This window comes from Qipengyuania flavescens, from assembly GCF_029688735.1.
GTDB lineage: Bacteria > Pseudomonadota > Alphaproteobacteria > Sphingomonadales > Sphingomonadaceae > Qipengyuania.
On sequence record NZ_JARULD010000004.1, the window covers coordinates 25,926 to 43,078 of the forward strand.

The 17,153-nt window shown below is 65.1% G+C and carries 17 protein-coding genes; 9 read left to right on the forward strand and 8 right to left on the reverse strand.

Annotated features, from left to right (window positions below; translation table 11 throughout):
• Window positions 1-36: 36 nt before the first annotated feature.
• From P8R33_RS11405 to P8R33_RS11420, 4 genes are all read right to left on the reverse strand, one after another.
• Window positions 37-1,698 (reverse strand): ABC transporter ATP-binding protein, encoded by a 1,662-nt coding sequence (locus P8R33_RS11405; protein WP_278329083.1) that lies wholly within the window; start codon window positions 1,696-1,698, stop codon window positions 37-39.
• Window positions 1,695-3,182, reverse strand: a complete 1,488-nt coding sequence (locus P8R33_RS11410) for an asparagine synthase-related protein (RefSeq protein ID WP_278329084.1) — start codon at window positions 3,180-3,182, stop codon at window positions 1,695-1,697. The genes P8R33_RS11405 and P8R33_RS11410 overlap by 4 nt, the downstream gene beginning before the upstream one ends.
• 424 nt (window positions 3,183-3,606) lie before the next feature.
• A complete protein-coding gene (locus P8R33_RS11415) occupies window positions 3,607-3,744 on the reverse strand; it encodes a hypothetical protein (RefSeq protein WP_278329085.1) in 138 nt (45 codons plus the stop codon).
• A 51-nt stretch (window positions 3,745-3,795) separates the two neighbouring features.
• Window positions 3,796-4,062, reverse strand: a complete 267-nt coding sequence (locus tag P8R33_RS11420) for a PqqD family protein (RefSeq protein ID WP_278329086.1) — start codon at window positions 4,060-4,062, stop codon at window positions 3,796-3,798.
• Between the two features lie 116 nt (window positions 4,063-4,178).
• Between P8R33_RS11420 and rpe the strand changes: the two genes are divergently transcribed.
• From rpe to P8R33_RS11465, 9 genes are all read left to right on the forward strand, one after another.
• Entirely contained in the window at window positions 4,179-4,841 is a 663-nt protein-coding gene (gene rpe, locus P8R33_RS11425) for a ribulose-phosphate 3-epimerase (protein WP_278329087.1), read from the forward strand.
• Entirely contained in the window at window positions 4,838-6,700 is a 1,863-nt protein-coding gene (locus tag P8R33_RS11430; protein ID WP_278329088.1) for a heparinase II/III family protein, read from the forward strand. The genes rpe and P8R33_RS11430 overlap by 4 nt, the downstream gene beginning before the upstream one ends.
• A 7-nt stretch (window positions 6,701-6,707) precedes the next feature.
• Entirely contained in the window at window positions 6,708-8,294 is a 1,587-nt protein-coding gene (gene purH / locus P8R33_RS11435) for a bifunctional phosphoribosylaminoimidazolecarboxamide formyltransferase/IMP cyclohydrolase (RefSeq protein ID WP_278329089.1), read from the forward strand.
• Between the two features lie 112 nt (window positions 8,295-8,406).
• Window positions 8,407-8,538, forward strand: coding sequence for a hypothetical protein (locus tag P8R33_RS11440; protein ID WP_278329090.1), 132 nt, complete (start codon window positions 8,407-8,409; stop codon window positions 8,536-8,538).
• 56 nt (window positions 8,539-8,594) lie between these two features.
• The gene (msrA, locus tag P8R33_RS11445) at window positions 8,595-9,218 is read left to right on the forward strand and encodes a peptide-methionine (S)-S-oxide reductase MsrA (RefSeq protein WP_278329091.1); all 624 of its coding nucleotides are present in this window, start codon (window positions 8,595-8,597) and stop codon (window positions 9,216-9,218) included.
• A 37-nt stretch (window positions 9,219-9,255) separates the two neighbouring features.
• Entirely contained in the window at window positions 9,256-9,717 is a 462-nt protein-coding gene (locus P8R33_RS11450; protein WP_278329093.1) for a Fur family transcriptional regulator, read from the forward strand.
• Window positions 9,718-9,793: 76 nt separating this feature from the next.
• Window positions 9,794-11,716 carry a 1-deoxy-D-xylulose-5-phosphate synthase gene (gene dxs / locus P8R33_RS11455; protein ID WP_278329094.1) on the forward strand — a complete coding sequence of 641 codons (1,923 nt, stop codon included), beginning with the start codon at window positions 9,794-9,796 and terminating at the stop codon, window positions 11,714-11,716.
• A gap of 11 nt (window positions 11,717-11,727) precedes the next feature.
• Window positions 11,728-12,168, forward strand: a complete 441-nt coding sequence (locus P8R33_RS11460; RefSeq protein WP_278329095.1) for a hypothetical protein — start codon at window positions 11,728-11,730, stop codon at window positions 12,166-12,168.
• A gap of 117 nt (window positions 12,169-12,285) precedes the next feature.
• Window positions 12,286-13,083 (forward strand): crotonase/enoyl-CoA hydratase family protein, encoded by a 798-nt coding sequence (locus P8R33_RS11465; RefSeq protein WP_278329096.1) that lies wholly within the window; start codon window positions 12,286-12,288, stop codon window positions 13,081-13,083.
• On the opposite strand, the gene P8R33_RS11470 is transcribed toward P8R33_RS11465, so the two are convergent.
• From P8R33_RS11470 to P8R33_RS11485, 4 genes are all read right to left on the reverse strand, one after another.
• The gene (locus P8R33_RS11470; RefSeq protein ID WP_278329097.1) at window positions 13,080-13,757 is read right to left on the reverse strand and encodes an NnrU family protein; all 678 of its coding nucleotides are present in this window, start codon (window positions 13,755-13,757) and stop codon (window positions 13,080-13,082) included. The genes P8R33_RS11465 and P8R33_RS11470 overlap by 4 nt on opposite strands.
• Before the next feature lie 75 nt (window positions 13,758-13,832).
• Window positions 13,833-14,327 (reverse strand): FKBP-type peptidyl-prolyl cis-trans isomerase, encoded by a 495-nt coding sequence (locus P8R33_RS11475; protein ID WP_278329098.1) that lies wholly within the window; start codon window positions 14,325-14,327, stop codon window positions 13,833-13,835.
• 13 nt (window positions 14,328-14,340) lie between these two features.
• On the reverse strand, window positions 14,341-15,723 hold the full coding sequence (locus P8R33_RS11480) for an amidohydrolase family protein (RefSeq protein WP_278329099.1): 1,383 nt from the start codon (window positions 15,721-15,723) through the stop codon (window positions 14,341-14,343).
• The gene (locus tag P8R33_RS11485; protein ID WP_278329100.1) at window positions 15,720-17,093 is read right to left on the reverse strand and encodes an amidohydrolase; all 1,374 of its coding nucleotides are present in this window, start codon (window positions 17,091-17,093) and stop codon (window positions 15,720-15,722) included. Before P8R33_RS11485 ends, P8R33_RS11480 begins: the two co-directional genes overlap by 4 nt.
• Between the last annotated feature and the right edge of the window lie 60 nt (window positions 17,094-17,153).

The window sequence follows — 17,153 nt, forward strand, 5'->3', positions numbered from 1 at the left end:
TCTGAATTGCGGCTGAACTTTTCAAGGGCACGGTGTTCAGGAAGGCTTTAGACGTCCGTTCTCGAGCGCGAACCTGAGCGATGCCATTTCTGCCAGCCTTCCACGGTGACCGATGACCAGCACGGTGCATTTGCCTTCGAGCCCAGCCACCGCTTGCGCGATCTTTTCTTCGCTGCCCGGATCGACTGCGCTGGTCGCCTCGTCGAGGATGAGCAGGTCTGGCTCGCGCAGCAGCGCCCGGGCGAGGGCGATCCGCTGGCGTTCCCCGCCAGAGAGCGCCCGGCCTGATTCGCCGATCTGGCAGTCGATGCCGCCCGGCAGGTCGTGAACGAAGTCTGCCGAAGCGCGGCGCAAGGCTTCACGGAGTTGGCATTCCTCCGCATCGGGCTCGACCCAGAGCAAATTATCGCGCACGCTACCGGAAAACAGCACAGGGTCTTGTTGGACATAGGCCACGCGCGTTCGCCATGCCTGCCGCGCCGCGCCGTCCAACGGGTCGCCGTCGACCAATACGTTCCCGCTATCGGGCGAAATCAGTCCGCCGAGCAGGTCGGCGACCGTGCTCTTGCCGGCACCGGACGGGCCGGTAAGCGCAGCGATCTCGCCGTGCGGGATTTCCAGCGAGACGTCGCGCAAGGCTGGTCGTTCACGGTCATGGGCGAAGCTTGCGAGCTCGAGCGCGATAGAGGTGCGCAAGCGCGGAGCCTCGCCGGCAGGAGGCGTCTCGGCCTGCTCTTCGGTTCGGGCGATAAGCTCGCGGGCCTCGGCGAGGGCGGGCGCGGCATGGTTCCAGCCTTGCGCCGACATTTGCAACGCCTCCATCAAAGGGATGGCGCGAACGGCCAGAGCCACGAAGGCGAGCAGCATCGCCATTGGCACGTCCCAGAGCATCATGGCCAGCCAGACCGCCAAAGCCAGCACGCACGCCGCAGCCAGCTGCAGGATGGCCCGGGCGATGGCCGCGCCGCGGATATAGGCATATTCGGCAGAGCGCATCCGCTCGAAGGTGGTCGACAGCCTGCGGGCTTCCGCCTCCTCGCGTCCGAAACTCTTGATCAGGCGCAGGCCCGAAAGGCTTGCTTCGAGCCGAGCGTAGATCGCTTCGTAGCGCCGCGAAAGCTCCTCGCCGAGGCGGCGCGCATCGGTTCTCAACCAGCGCAAGGCGACAAGCGCGGCGATACCTGCAACCGCGCCGCCCAGCGCCACCACTGGTGACAATGCCACTGCGGCCAGTGTCAGCGCGCCGAGTGCAAGGCCGGTTCTCAGCAGCGTCGTGAAATAGGTCACCGCCTCGCCCACCCGGTCCACCGAGGTAATGATAAGGGCGCGGCTGGCACTCTGCTCCATCCCGGCAAGCGCACGCCACTCCGCACCCAACAGCGCGCGGACTGCGCAGCCGCGCAATCCGTCGACCACTCCCACTTCGATCCGCTGGGCCAGCAAGCTGCGCGCGACATCGGCTATCGCGCGGATTGCTACTAGCAGGACGAACATGGCGAGCAGCACGCCGAGCGGCCAGTCTGGCAGGTCGAGCGGCAATGCGGCAAATGTGCGGTCCTGGTCGAGCGAGGCGACCAGCGGCACGAGGAGTAATAGCCCGACACCCTCGCTCGCAGCCATGAGTGCAGTAAGCCCGACGAGCAGGCTTAATCGAGGCCCCCCTGCGAGATTGGCGAGTATCCGCAAGGTCCCGATCAAAAATCGTTCCTTCGCTCGGCGTGCGCAATGAAGGTCGCTGCGCTCAACGCGCGAGTCAGGCCGATGGCGCGGGGCAGACTGTCTCGCGCATTCGCCGGAGTTCTTTCCGGCCAATGCCGCAGCAGCTGTTCCATCCGCTCAAGGTCGATGATTCGGGTCAGTTGCTCGTGCGAAGCCATCTGGCGCACAGTTTGCAGCAATTCCGCACGCCGCGCGCCCAGCCGTGCGTGCCAGTCGGCGTTGTGTCGTCCCATGCGTGTCTCTTGCCGCTGGCTTTCCGGCATGATGCCTTCCGCCAGCCGCCGCGCGAGGTAGCGCGTTTTGCCATTACGCACGAATTGGTCGGTGGGCAGCCCGTGACAGAACTCGATAAGGGGACGATGGGCGGTGACGTCGCGGAAGCCGATACGGTGCAGGCGTGCGAGGCCGAGATCGAGGTCTTCGCCGCTGTCGGCGCTGGCCCACATGCCCCGGATAGATTCGGCACGTGTGCACTCTATGGCGGCCGGATCACCGATTTTGGCCCGTCGCTGTTGGCGCTTGCGCTGACGCCAGTCCTGCCGCGCCACCTCGGTCAGCAGCGCAAAGGGCGGGATGTCGCCGGGCTTGTCGCGATGGACCAGATTTCTGATACGGGTTTGCAGCTTCGAGGGGAAATGCGGCAGCACTGCCTCCGCGAACAACCGTCGCACGGTGCCGCGTTCATCACCCTCGGTTTCGCGCGACAGCAACGCGTACAATGACCGCCACCTGCCGCGGCGCAGATACTCGGGTGCGGCCCAGCGCCCGTCGAGGCTGATGGTAAAATTGCCAAGCATGCCGGTCAGCATTGTATCGCGGCCGTCCGAGGCGGCAGTTTCCAGCAAGAGATGGAAAAACCCGATATTGGCGACATTCGCCGTCGGACTTGCCGTGAAATCGAGCAAATCGCGGAGGCGATAGTCCTGCTCTGCCGGCGCGGGGTCCGGGAAGTGAGGCCGCAACCGCGAATGCTGGCGGGCGAAAGCACGAACGAAAGGCCGGTCGTCACCGAAGGTCCCGGCAGGTGCAATACCATCCCAACCGTCGACAGGACCATGGGTGTAGCTCGGCAAAACCTTCTCATCCGGCATCGCCCGCAAAAGAGCATCGGCGACGATGGGGCTGTCGAGCCCTCCGGATAGCATGATGGCGGGGCGCTTCGAGCGATCCAGCGCATGATGAGCCGACTGGTCGAGCAGTCCGCGTGCGGCCTCGACGTAGTCATCGTCCCGAACAAAGCGAATATCGGGGATGGCGACGGGATCGTAGTAGCGGTCGATCGTCATCCTATCGCGCTCTACCACAATGCGTGATCCGAGGGGCACCCGGCCGATCCCGCGAAACCAGCCGCGTGGCTCCAGATCGTGGTGATCGAAAGCGAGCTGATCGGCCAGATGCGCGTAATCGATTTCGCGCTCGATACCGGTCCAGAAGATGGCGTTCAGGATCGGTGAAGCAGCCATGCGATCGCGGCGCGCAACGAAATGCAGCGGCGGTGCGGTCCATGGTGACCTAACAAGTCGAAGGCGACTTTCTCCAAGCATGGTAGCGGCGCAGTAATGGCCGATTACCCGCATCTCCGCAGCGTCGCCCCACCGGCCAAGTGCGGTTTGATAAATTCGTGCGGGGGTTGTGTTGGGCGCCAAGGACAACTGTTGGCGAAGTTCTTCGCAATTGTCGATCGAGCCGAAAAAAAGAGTTTGGCCTCTTCGATCGGCAGATGCATCCGAGGCGATGCAATCGAAGCCGTCCGACGACCAGCGCGCAAGCGAACCATCGCCTTCGCGCCACCACTCTGGCGCGATAGTGCCCATCTTTGCGTCTTGAACCGGTGATGAGACGAGAAACAAGGGCTGTTACCGCCTCGGAAGGCCTTGCGACAAGCGGTCAGGATCGTGCGTTCGGCCCAGCCTGGGTGCTGACGCCTCGAGGGCCTGCGATGTCGCGGATCGTGCCCAGGCGCACGAGTGCCGGGGCGATCCATTCGCGCTTTCCGGCGTGATCTTGCATATTCCGGTCGGTCATCTCGGTTTCCTTCGCGATTGCCTGGGAAGATAGCGCAAATGCAGCGAAAATCTAGTAAAGCTTAACGAGTCCGGACTGCTCCAGATCGCGGATGAGAGCGCTCACGTCCCGCTCGATGGTTTCGATGGGCGCAGAAAATTCCCGTCTCAGGGCCTCGGCGATCGCCTCCGCACTGCGCTCTCCGTCGATCATCTTCCAGACTTCCCGTCCCGTGCCCGAGAGCGAAAACAGTTCTCCGCCGTCGAGATCGACCAGCAGGATTTCGTCGTCGATCTCGGTCTCGACGAAATTCGCGGTCAGCTTGCGGGGAACGCTCATCGCATCGCCCTAGCGGCCTCGCGGCATGTGGAAAAGGCTTTGCGCCAGCTTGTTAACCGCCGTTTCGCGCGCGTAGGGCTGGCCGAGGCTCACACGCGACCAAGGCCCGCGCCCGCATGACCCAACCGTTGATCTCCCCCTCCATCCTCTCGGCCGATTTCGCGCGGCTGGGCGAAGAGGTCCGCGCCATCGACGAGGCGGGGGCGGACTGGATCCATGTCGACGTGATGGACGGGCATTACGTGCCCAATATCACCATCGGCCCAGCGGTGGTGAAGGCGCTCCGCCCGCACACCGACAAGCCGTTCGACGTGCATCTGATGATCGCGCCGATCGACCCCTATCTCGAAGCTTTCGCGGAAGCGGGGGCGGACATCATCACCGTCCATCCCGAGGCCGGGCCGCATATCCACCGCACGCTGCAGGCGATCCGCGGGCTGGGCAAGAAGGCCGGCGTGGTGCTCAATCCGGGCACGCCTGCCAAAATGCTCGACTATCTCATCGACGAGGTCGACCTCGTGCTAGTGATGAGCGTCAATCCCGGGTTCGGCGGGCAGAGCTTCATCCATTCGCAGCTGCGCAAGGTGGAGGCGATCCGCCAGATGATCGACAGGACCGGGCAGGATATCCACCTCGAAGTCGATGGCGGCGTCAATGAAGAAACCGCGCGGCTGTGCGTCGATGCGGGCGCGGATGTGCTCGTCGCCGGTTCGGCCACCTTCAAGGGCGGGCCGGGGCAATATGCCGCCAACATCGCTGCGTTGAAGGGCGGCCAATGACCGAAGGCGTCCACACGCTGCTGCGCGAGGACGACCGCACGCTCGACACCGCCGATGCGCTCGCGCTGCCGCTAGGCGATGCGGACGAGCCATTGGTGATCGATGGCGAGGCTGCGGCGGTGGGTGAGGTGCCGCAGGAGCCCGGACGCGTCCTCGCTCTTTCCGATTTCAAGCCTCCCCAGGCCGGGCCGGTGGATGCCGCGCTGCGCTGGGCGTATCGGCTGGGCGTGCCCGGCAGCCTGCTGGCGGCCCCGCTGCGCAAGCCCGCTGCGCCGCGGATGCTCGGCACGGTCATGTCGCCGCTGGAGGGCGACCGGGCGGCAGGCATGGCGCTGCGCGCGGGGCAACTGCAGGTGCACGGGCTCAAGGCGCCGATCGACAAGGTCGATTTCGCCAGTTCCGCGCCGCTGACTCCACCGTTCCTGCGCGTGGTCCACGGCTTTACCTGGCTGCGCGATCTCTCCGCCTGTGCCCCGCGCGAAGAATGCGCGCCGATTGCCGAGCGGGCCTTGCGTAAATGGCTCAAAGCCAATCCAGGTCCGGGCAAGGGCGCGGCCTGGACCGTCGAGAATGCGGGCCTGCGCCTTCTCGGCTGGTTCGTCCACGCGCCGCTGATCCTGTCGGGCGATCCCGCTGCGAGAGCGCGGATGCTGGAGCAGATGGAAACGACCGCGCGCTGGCTGGATCGCAATGTCACGAGCGCCGGCGACCGGCTGGGCCAGGTTGCAGGCTGGTGCGCGATTACCGCAGCCGGATTGCTGCTGCCCGATGGCCGTCCGCGCCGGCTCTACAGCGAAGCGGGCCTGCTCCGCGCGCTCGGCGAACTGGTGAGCGACGATGGCGGCGTATTGTCTCGCAGCCCGCTGGCACAGATGGAAGCGATCGCGCTGCTGGTCGACCTCAAGGCGTGTTACGATGCGGTCGATCGCGACCCTCCCGCCGCGCTGGAGACCATGATCGCGCTGCTGGTCCCGCCGCTGCTCACGCTGCGCATGGGCGACCGGGCGCTGGGCAGCTGGCAGGGCGCAGGCAAGACCTCCGCCGCCCGGCTGGATGCGCTGATAGAAGCGACCGGCGTGCGCGCCCGTCCGGCCAAAGATACGCGCCACTGGGGATACCAGCGCGTCGATGCCGGCAAGAGCGTGCTGGTGCTGGACGCCGCGCCGCCACCGCGCCCGCGCCACGCCCGCCATGGTTGCGCTTCGACGCTGGCGTTCGAATTCTCCGCGAAGCAACAGCGCATCATCGTCAACTGTGGCGGCGCGGAACTCGCAGGCGGGCAGGTGCCGATCCGCATCGAACAGGGTCTGCGCGGCACGGCAGCGCATTCGACGCTGGTGCTCGACGATGCCAATTCCACCGCTGTGCTGATCAAGGGCCAGATCGGCAAGGGCGTCGAGGAAGTCGATATCGCGCGCACCGTGGTGAAACAGCGCGGGCGCGACGCCACCCGGCTGGAGGCGGCGCATAATGGCTATGCCGCGCGCCACGGCCTGCTCCACCGTCGCATCCTGCTGCTCTCGGCAGATGGCGAGGAATTGCGCGGCGAGGACCTGCTCGAACCGTCGGGCAAGGAAGGCAAGCGGGGCAAGATCGCCTTCGCGATCCGCTTCCATCTCGGTTACGGGATCGAGGCTGGCCTATCGGAAGACAATCGCGGCGCGGGCCTCGCCCTCCCGGACGGCAGCTACTGGCAATTCCGGCTCGGCGGCGATAACGGCGAGGCGAAAATGACGCTCGAAGACAGCCTGTGGGTCGATGGCCATGGCCGTCCGCGGGCGACGAAACAGCTGGTCGTCGAAGGACTGACGCCGCGCAGCGGGGGGCGCTTCCCCTGGCTGCTTAAACGCATGGGGTAAATTTCACGTGACGGATGTAGCAATCAAGCGGGCACTGCTCTCGGTGTCCGACAAGAGCGGTTTGGTGGAGCTCGGCAAGGCGCTAGCCGCCAAGGGCGTAGAGCTGGTCTCGACCGGCGGCACCGCGAAGGCGCTGCGCGAAGCGGGGCTGGAGGTGAAGGACGTTTCCGACCTCACCGGCTTTCCCGAGATGATGGACGGGCGGGTGAAAACGCTGCACCCGATGGTCCATGGTGGCCTCCTCGCCGTGCGCGACAATCCGGATCATGCCGCCGCGATGGAGGAGCACGAGATCGGCGCCATCGATCTGGTAGTGGTCAATCTCTACCCGTTCGAGGCGACCGTGGCGAAGGATGCGGAACGCGACGAGATCATCGAGAATATCGATATCGGCGGTCCGAGCATGGTGCGCAGCGCCGCGAAGAACCACCAGTTCGTGACCATCGTCACCGACCCGGCGGATTACGATACGCTGCTGGGCGAGCTGGATGCGAACGGCGCGACCAGCCTCGATTTCCGGCGCAAATGTGCGGCCAAGGCGTTTGCCGCAACCGCTGCCTACGACAGCATGATCAGCCAGTGGTTCGCTTTCGCCGACCAGCAGCAGACTTTCCCCGATTTCCTGGCCATCAACGGCAAGGCGCCGGTCGAGCTGCGTTATGGCGAGAACCCGCACCAGAAGGCCGCGCTCTATACGCCGGTCGGTCCGCATGCGCGCGGCATCGCGCAGGCCGAGCAGCTGCAGGGCAAGGAGCTCAGCTACAACAATTACAACGATGCCGATGCCGCACTGGAACTGTGCGCCGAATTCAAGGGCGGCGATCCCGCAGTAGTCATCGTCAAGCACGCCAACCCCTGCGGCGTGGCGCAAGGCGCGACTTTGCTTGACGCGTGGAACGAAGCACTGGCGTGCGACAGCGTCTCGGCCTTCGGCGGCATCGTTTGCGTCAATACCGAGCTCGATGGCGAGACGGCGGCGGCGATCTGCGAGATCTTCACCGAAGTCGTCATCGCTCCCTCGGTGACCGACGAAGCGCGCGAGGCTTTCGCGAAAAAGAAGAACCTGCGCCTGCTAGTTACCGGCGACCTGCCCGATCCGCGCCGCGGCGGGTTGAGCGTCAAGCCGATCACCGGCGGCCTTCTGGTGCAGACGCGCGACAATGGCGCGATCAGCGAGGCCGAGCTGAAAGTCGTGACCGAACGCGCACCGACCGAGCAAGAATTGAAGGATTGCCTCTTCGCCTGGACCGTGGCGCGGCACGTAAAGTCGAACGCGATCGTCTATGCCAAGGACGGCGCCACCGCCGGAATCGGAGCGGGCCAGATGAACCGCCGCGATTCGTCGCGTATCGCCGCGCTCAAGGCAGACGAAGCGGCGGAGAAATACGGCTGGGAGCAAAGCCGCGCTGTCGGAAGCGCTGTGGCATCGGATGCCTTTTTCCCCTTCGCCGACGGTTTGCTGGCCGCCGCCGAAGCGGGCGCGACAGCGATTATCCAGCCGGGCGGCTCGATCCGCGACGACGAGGTTATCGCCGCCGCCAACGAACGCGAGCTCGCCATGGTATTCACCGGGATGCGTCACTTCCGCCATTGACGGCCCATTCAGCTTGCGGGCTGATCGGCTGAATAGTTCACAACCATCGCATTAAGCATGTCGCAATTGCGGCCGGTGTAACCATGTGGGCAAGACTGACGAAAGACCCACCATGGAACTCTTCACCCCCGACCTCTATCGCAACTTCGGCATCGGTTTCGCTGCCGGAGCCCTTGCCATCGTTATCGCCGGTGGCGGCGAAATCCTTGCTGCCGTCCCGCAGCTCGTGGCATCCATCTTCTGATGAAGCTTCGCGCGTCTCTCCTCGCGGCTGCGCTCTCCTTTAGCGCAAGCGCCTGTATGGAGCCCGCCATTGCCGCCGAAACGGTGGTGGAGGCTCCGCAGGCCAAGCGCATCGCCAAGGAAGGTAACGGCCTGAAGACCGCGATTTTCGCCGGTGGGTGCTTCTGGGGCGTCGAGGGCGTGTTCAGCCATGTGAAAGGCGTAAAGAGCGCCGTTTCCGGCTATCACGGCGGCACAGAGCGGCAGGCCGATTACAAGCTCGTCTCCAGCGGCATGACCGACCATGCCGAAGCGGTGAAGGTGGTCTACGATCCCAAGGTCATTCGCTACGACCAATTGCTGCGCATCTTCTTCTCCGTCGTGACCGATCCCACGCAGCTCAACCGCCAGGGCCCGGACACCGGCGCGCATTATCGCAACGCCCTTGTCCCGCTTTCGGCGGAGCAGAACGCGGTCGCCAAGGCCTATCTCGGCCAACTCAAGTCGGCGAAGCTGTGGGACAAGCCGATCGTCACGAAGATCGAGCGGGCGCAGGCTTTCTACAACGCCGAAACCTATCACCAGGATTTCATGCTGAAAAACCCTCGCCACGGCTATATCGTGCGCTGGGATGCGCCGAAGGTCCGTGCGCTGAAGGCGATGTATCCGGGCGTCTACAGCGCGAAGTTCCAGCCGAACTGACTTGATAGCGCCGCAGGGCGGGCTTACCTCTCGCCCCATGAGCGGCCATTCCCACAAAGAGCATGAAGGCGACGCGCTGATCGACGCGGCACGCCACACCCTGACCGAGCATGGCGAGCAGTGGACCGGCATGCGCCAGTCCGTGTTCGAGGAACTGGCGAAGCACGACCGGCCCGCCAGCGCCTACGACATCGCCGACAATCTCTCCGCCTCGCGCGGGAAACGGGTCGCGCCCAACAGCGTCTATCGCATCCTCGACCTGTTCGTGCGCAATAATCTCGCCAACCGGATCGAGAGCGCGAATGCCTATCTCGTCAACACCCATCCCGGCTGCCGGCACGACTGCATCTTCCTGATCTGCGACGATTGCGGGAAAGCGACCCATCTCGACGACGAGCGCGTGACGGGGACGCTGCGCGATGCGGGCAAGGCGGCAGGCTTTACCGACGTGCGCCCCGTGGTCGAGTTGCGCGGCTTGTGCGACGATTGCGCAGCCTGACACGGGCGGCGAAGCGGGTCATTCGCCTGTCAAACCGTTCATCGACAGGTCGGATATGCGGGTGTAAGGCATTCGCATGACTACCCGTCCCAAGACGCCGCTGCTCGACACGGTCGCAACACCCGACGATCTCCGCAAGCTCAAGAAAGAGCAATTGCGCCAACTTTCCGACGAACTTCGGGAAGAAATGATCGATGCCGTGGGCACGACCGGCGGGCATCTCGGGTCGGGTCTCGGCGTGGTCGAATTGACCACCGCGATCCACTATGTTTTCGACACGCCGACCGACAAGCTGGTGTGGGACGTGGGCCACCAGTGTTATCCGCACAAAATCCTCACTGGCAGGCGCGATCGCATTCGCACCCTGCGCCAGGGCGGCGGCCTCAGCGGCTTCACCAAGCGCGCGGAGAGCGAGTACGACCCCTTCGGCGCGGCGCACAGCTCCACCTCGATCAGCGCGGCGCTGGGCTTCGCCATGGCCAACAAGATGCAGAACCGCCCGGGGCGCGGCATCGCGGTGATCGGCGACGGTGCGATGAGCGCGGGCATGGCCTATGAAGCGATGAACAATGCCGAACAGGCGGGCAACCGCCTGGTGGTGATCCTCAACGACAACGACATGTCGATCGCCCCGCCGGTGGGTGGCCTGTCCGCCTATCTCGCGCGCATGGTGTCGAGCAGCGAATATCTCGGCCTGCGCAGCATGGCCTCCAAGATCGCCCGCAAGATGGGCCGCCGCGTGTGGGGCGGCCTTGAGAAGGCGGAGGAATACGCCCGCGGCATGGTGACCGGCGGGACCATGTTCGAAGAGCTCGGTTTCTACTACGTCGGCCCGATCGACGGGCACAATCTCGACCACCTCATTCCGGTGCTGGAGAACGTGCGCGACAGCGAGCAGGGCCCGGTGCTGATCCATGTCGTGACCACGAAGGGCAAGGGCTATGCCCCGGCCGAAAATAGCGCCGACAAGTATCACGGCGTCGCCAAGTTCGATGTCGTGACCGGCGAGCAGAAGAAGTCCAGCGGCGGCCCGCCCGCCTACCAGAATGTTTTCGGCGAGACGCTGGCCAAGCTGGCCGACAGCGATCCGCGCATCTGCGCCATCACCGCCGCTATGCCGAGCGGGACGGGCGTCGACAAATTCGCGAAGGCGCATCCCGACCGGGCCTTCGATGTCGGCATCGCCGAACAGCACGGCGTGACCTTCGCGGCGGGTCTTGCGGCGGAAGGCATGCGCCCCTTCGCGGCGATCTATTCGACCTTCCTCCAGCGCGCCTACGACCAGGTGGTGCACGATGTGGCGATCCAGAACCTGCCCGTGCGCTTCGCGATCGACCGCGCCGGGCTGGTGGGGGCCGACGGCTGCACGCATGCGGGCAGCTTCGACATCACCTATCTCGCCACCCTGCCGAACATGGTCGTGATGGCCGCCGCCGACGAGGCGGAGCTGGCGCATATGACCTATACCGCGGCCGAGTATGACGACGGCCCGATCGCCTTCCGCTATCCGCGCGGGAGCGGGACGGGCGTGGAAATCCCTGAGAAGCTAGAGAAGTTCGAGATCGGCAAGGGCCGGATCGTGCGCAAAGGCACCAAGGTCGCGATCCTGTCGCTCGGTGCGCGGCTGGAGGAGGCGAAAAAGGCCGCGGACCAGCTCGAAGCCAAGGGCCTCTCGACCACGGTCGCCGACCTGCGCTTCGCAAAGCCGCTCGACACCGCGCTGATCGAAAAGCTGATACGCAGCCACGAGGTGGTGGTCACGGTCGAGGAAGGCGCCATCGGCGGCCTCGGCGCGCATGTGTTGACCTACGCCAGCGACAACGGCCTGACCGACACTGGCCTCAAGGTGCGCACCATGCGCCTGCCCGATGTGTTCCAGGACCAGGACGACCCGATGAAGCAGTATGACGAGGCCGGCCTGAATGCGCCGCATATCGTCGATACGGTGCTGAACGCGCTGCGCCACAACAGCGCAGGCGTGGAAGAGGCGCGGGCTTAACTTAGCGCAGCGTGGGTGAGTTGCTGAGCATTCCCGGATGGCTCGCAGTCACGTTGTGGGTCATTTCTGCGCTTAGCATTGCTATGCTTTATGGGTTCTGGAGCATTCGAAGGGCGCACCGACGCGTCGAAGCCAGCCGCCCCAACCCGACGAAGCAGCAGTTTATTGCAATGATGGAAGAGGATTGCTCTCCGGAAGTATCGGATTTCCTTTGGGAGAAAGCAGTATTCTACGTCGAACCGAGACTTACTCCGCACCCTGACGACGATCTCATCCTCGATTTGAAGATCGACGAGGATGACATAGCGATGGACTGGCCACGAGACTGGGCCGAACAGCGCGGATTTCACGAAAGCAACTTTCCGGATTGGCCTAACGATTGGCCAGGGACGATCCGAAATTACGGCCGCTGGCTCGACAATAGTCCGACGGAACCGTCACCCCGGACTTGATCCGGGGTTCCGCTTTTCCCAAGGTCGCGCTCGAAAGTAGCTTGACCCCGGCTCGGCGGCCGGGGTGACGAAGTGATTGGGTAGTGGCATGGAGTTGGGCGAAAGGACCTTCCGCCCATGACCCTGCTCTCCATCGATACCGCCGACCACATTACGACGCTCACTCTCAATCGCCCCGACACGATGAACCCGCTTGGGGCTTCGGGCGACGGGGACGCCTTTGCGGCGGCCTGTGATGCGATCAATGCGGACATGGACGTGCGCTGCGTGATCCTGACCGGGGCGGGGCGGGCGTTCAGTGCGGGCGGCGACATCAAGGCGATGAAGGAGCGGACCGGGACATTCGGCGGGACCGCGCCGGAAATCTCGGACGGCTATCGCAACAACATCCACAAGGTGCTGCGCGCGCTCTACGGGCTGCGCGTGCCGTTGATCGCGGCGGTCAACGGGCCGGCGATCGGGCTCGGGTGCGACCTCGCTTGTCTGGCCGACATGCGCATTGCCAGTGACAGGGCGAAGTTCGGTGTCACCTTTCTCAAGCTCGGCATCATCCCGGGAGATGGCGGCACCTGGATCCTGCCGCGCATCATCGGCGAGGCGCGCGCGGCGGAGCTTTTCTACACCGGCGACGTGATCGACGCCGCGACCGCGCAGGACTGGGGCCTCGTCAGCCGCGTGGTGGAGGGTGATGCGCTGATGGACGAGGCGCGCGCGCTTGCGAGCAAGGTCGCGGCCATGCCCCCGCATGCGCTGCGGCAGGCGAAGAACCTCATGCGGCAGGGGCGCTCGGTCAGCTACGACACTGCTCTGGAGATGGCGGCGAACACGCAGGCGCTCATGCACCTGACCGAGGATCACATGGAGGGTGTGAACGCGCTAATCGAGAAGCGGCCACCGAACTTTACGGGTAGCTAGATCCAGCGAAACACACCCGCCGGGATCCCGCCCAGCGGCAGGTGCACCCACATCAGCACGCCCCAGGCGAGCAGGGCTGCAAGCCAGCCCTTCCAGCCGAGCGCCCCAAGCTTCGACAAGCGCGGGACGAAGCTCGTCTCGGCTTCCCATGCCAGCCATGCATCGCCCATCTGGCCGCGCTTCTTCGCGTCCTGCAGCTTCGCTCCGACCAGCGCGAGGACGAGGATCGCTCCGGCGACGATCAGCGTCCGCGTGCTCCACCACAGCACGATGTGGGACAATGCCCAGAGCGCAAAGCCCCACATCATCGGATGGCGCGTCACGAGAAACGCTCCCGCCGGTCCCGCCCGCGCTGCCGCCTCCGCTCCCGGCGTCGGCATCGCCGGATTGCGCGGCGTCATCGCGCCGAGGAACAGCGCCAAGGCAGGCAGGGTGAGGAGGGTCCCAACGGCCCAGCCGATTTCTCCCGAGCCGCCAAGATCGGCCGGCGGAGCGTCCTTGAAGGCTAGGTACATCCACACCATGCAGGCGATGGCCACAGCATTGTAGACGAGCATGAAGCCGCCTTCGCGCAATGCCGATACCAGCGGCGCCCGCAGGGGATGCGATAGTGCGAAATGCGTGCCGACGAAGGCCACCGATGCAGCGAGAAGCGAAACGAGAGCCTGATCCATCACCCACTCCTATGTTTACAGCGTCAACATAGGTAGCAGATCGAAACCTTTTTGCAAGCGGCATGTCTTGCGCGGCTATTTCGCGGCTTCGAAATCGATCAGCTGGACCTTGAACAGCAGCGTCGCACCGCCCGGGATCGGGCCCTTGCCCTCGACTCCGTAAGCCAACGTGGCCGGGATCGCGACTTCGATCGTGTCGCCCACGCCCATCTTCGGAATGGCGACCTGCCAGCCTTTGATCAGGCGGCCGAGCGGGAAGGTCGCCGGCTCGCCCCGGTCGAAGCTCGAATCGAAGGTTTCGCCATCGATGAAGGTCCCCGCATAATGCACCGTCACCGTGTCCTCGACGGTCGGGCTGCGCTCGCTGCCTGCATAATCGACATAGCGCCAGCGCAGCCCGCCCGGCTCGTAGCGCCAGCCGTCTTCGGCCTTCAGACCCGCGAGATAGCTCTGCTGCGCATTCATCCAGGCGATGTCCTGCGAGCGGTCGGGCGCGCCGTCCTGTGCCGACAGGGTATGGAACCCGACCGCCAGCGCCGCCGCGCCCAGAGCGAGGAAAGTCGTCCGCATATCTTTGGTCACCTTACCAGTCGTAGGCCTTGGGCAAGTCGCGTTCGTCGAGATCGCGATAACGATCGCGCAGGCGGCTCTGGTGGTTCTCGAGGGGTTGTTCCACCCCGTCGATGAAGACGCGGGTCGGCATCGCGCCGACTTCCAGCGGATCGCCATCCCATATCACCACATCGCCCGCAGCACCGGGCGCAAGCACACCCGCACGACCGCTGAGCCCGCTAATCCGTGCTGGGACCGAGGTGATGGCGGCGAACGCCTGCCCCCAGCTCAGCCCGTCGGCGCCGGGAATGCGCGACAGGGCCACAAGGTTGCCGGCATACTGGTTGAGATTACGCGGGTTCTCCATCGCGGCCGCATTGATCGCGACGGTGACGCCTGCCTTCACCATGCGGCCGATATTGCTCTGCGTCGCGGCGAGCTCTTCGAAGCCCTGCGGCAAATCGTCGAGCCCGTCGGCGATCACCGGCACCCCGGCAGCGGCGATATCGCTCGCGACCAGCCAGCCCTCGCTCGCGCCGACCAGTACGAGGTCGAGATTGGCGAATTCGCGCTTCAGGGCCAGCACGCTCCGGATATCCGCTGCGCGTTCGACCATGACGTAAAGCGGTTGCTCGCCGCGGACGACAGGCACGAGTGCAGCGGCGTCGAAGCGGCTAAGCAAGACATCGTCGCCCCGCTCCGCCCGGTTGTCGACCAGTCGCGGATCGAGGGGCACATCGTCACCCACGCCTTGTTCGGCAGGTCGCGAGCGGATGCCGGGGATGCGCGCGTCGCTGCCGAACTCGTTCGCCTCGCGCAGGGCGTTGCGCAGCAGGGCGTGGGCCGATGCACGGCTGCCACCGGCGAGGCGCGCTCCGCTTTCGCCGAGCGATACGGTCTGGAACGCCCGTGCGCGCGTCACCGCCTGCGAATCGCTGCCGAGGTCGATGATTGCGCCCTGTCCGCCGAAGATCGAACTGCTCGCCGACGTTACCGTGGCTGCGCGCGTGACGCCTGCTGCCCGGTGGATGGCGATATGCTGCGATGCCGGATTGACGATCGGCGCCGCGTCCAGCGCAGCGCTGAAGGGCGAATCGCTGGCGCGGATATCGTTCGACTCGCTGACTGCGCCCACGTCCCACAGGCCGAGGTTCGTGACCGTGGCGACGAGGCCCGGCGTGACCCAGGTTCCGGGTGCCGCCTCCATCAGCGGCATAGCATTCTGCGGCATGCCTGCAGCAGGCCCAGCGTAGACCACGCGGCCGTTCTCCACGACCACCGCGCCGTTCTCGATCGGGTCGGAGCCGTCCCCGGTGGCGACGGTCACGCCGGTCATGGCGATGTTCTGTGCGGCAGCGGGAAGGGCGGAGGCCCAGGCGAGCAAGCCGGCGGCAATGGCGAGAGCGCGTTTCATTTCACATCTCCTTCGCCCGGCTGGCCGAGTTCGAAATCGCTCACCGGCCGACGCTTGCGGTCCAGCGCGTCATACATCAGCGCGCCGTCGATCCAGACTTTCTCGGGGCGCGAATAAACGCTCAGCGGATCGCCGTTCCACAGCACGACATCGGCCATCTTGCCGGCTTCGAGGCTGCCGGTCATGTCGTCGATCCCCATCGCCTTGGCGGCGTTGAGCGTGATCCAGCCGATCACGGTCGCATCGGAAATATCGATGCCCAGGCGGCGACCCGCGGCCTGCGCCTTCGCGGCCTCCTGGTTGAGGCGCTGGATATCTTGCGCGCTGTCCGAATGGATCACTACGCAGGCCCCTTCGCGCTGGAGGAAGGCGGCGTTCTCGAGGATACCGTCGTAAGCTTCCATCTTGAAGCCGTACCAGTCGGCCCAGATCGCGCTGCACACGTCGTTTTCGCGCAGCAGGTCGCCGATCTTGTAGGCTTCGACCGCGTGGTGGAAGGCGCTGACCTTGTATCCCATCTCCTTGGCCATATCCATGACCAGCGCCATCTCGTCGGCGCGGTAGCAATGGTTGTGGACCAGGATTTCGCCATCGAGCACGCCCTTCAGCGTCTCTTTGGCGAGGTCGCGCTTCTTGCCGTCATAGGCGCGTGCATCGAGCCAGGTCTGCCGGTTAACCGCGAAATTGCCCATGCGGGTGGAGGGCATGCGGCCGCGATTGCCGTAAACGCGCTTCGGATTTTCGCCGCAGGCCATCTTGAAGCCGTAGGGTGCGCCGGGGAATTTCATCCCCTGCACCGTCCTGGCAGGCACGTTCTTGAGCGTTACCGAGCGACCGCCCATCAGGTTGGCCGAGCCCGGCAGGATTTGCAGCGCAGTGACCCCGCCATTGGCGAGCGCGCGCGTGAAGCCGGGATCCTGCGGCCAGACCGAATGTTCGGCCCAGACTTCGGGCGTGGTCGGGCTGGTCGCTTCGTTGCCGTCCGAATGTGCATCGACGCTAGGCGTCGGATAGTCGCCGAGGTGCGAGTGGATGTCGATGATGCCCGGCGTCACGAACTTTCCGCTGCCGTCGAGGACATCGTAGCCGGAAGTGTCGAGCGAGGCGTCTCCCACGCCGACCACCTCGCCGTCGCGCAGCAGCACCGTTCCGTTGTCGATGCGGTTGCCCGCGCCATCATAGACGGTTGCGCCGACCAGTGCGGTGGGCCGCCCGGGATAGCGCTCGTAGGTGGAGGAGAAGGGCACATTACCGTCTTCTCCGACAGGTGCCGTCCAGTCCTTGTCGGACGCGTCGTCGGCGCTTCCCGTGGTCGAACATCCGGCCATCGCGAGGGCGGCGGCGCAGGCGAATAGAGCGTAACGTTTCATGGGTCCCCCAAAGCAGTCGGGCCGGAGCATCGCTGCCCCGGCCCGTGCGGTCAATTGCCT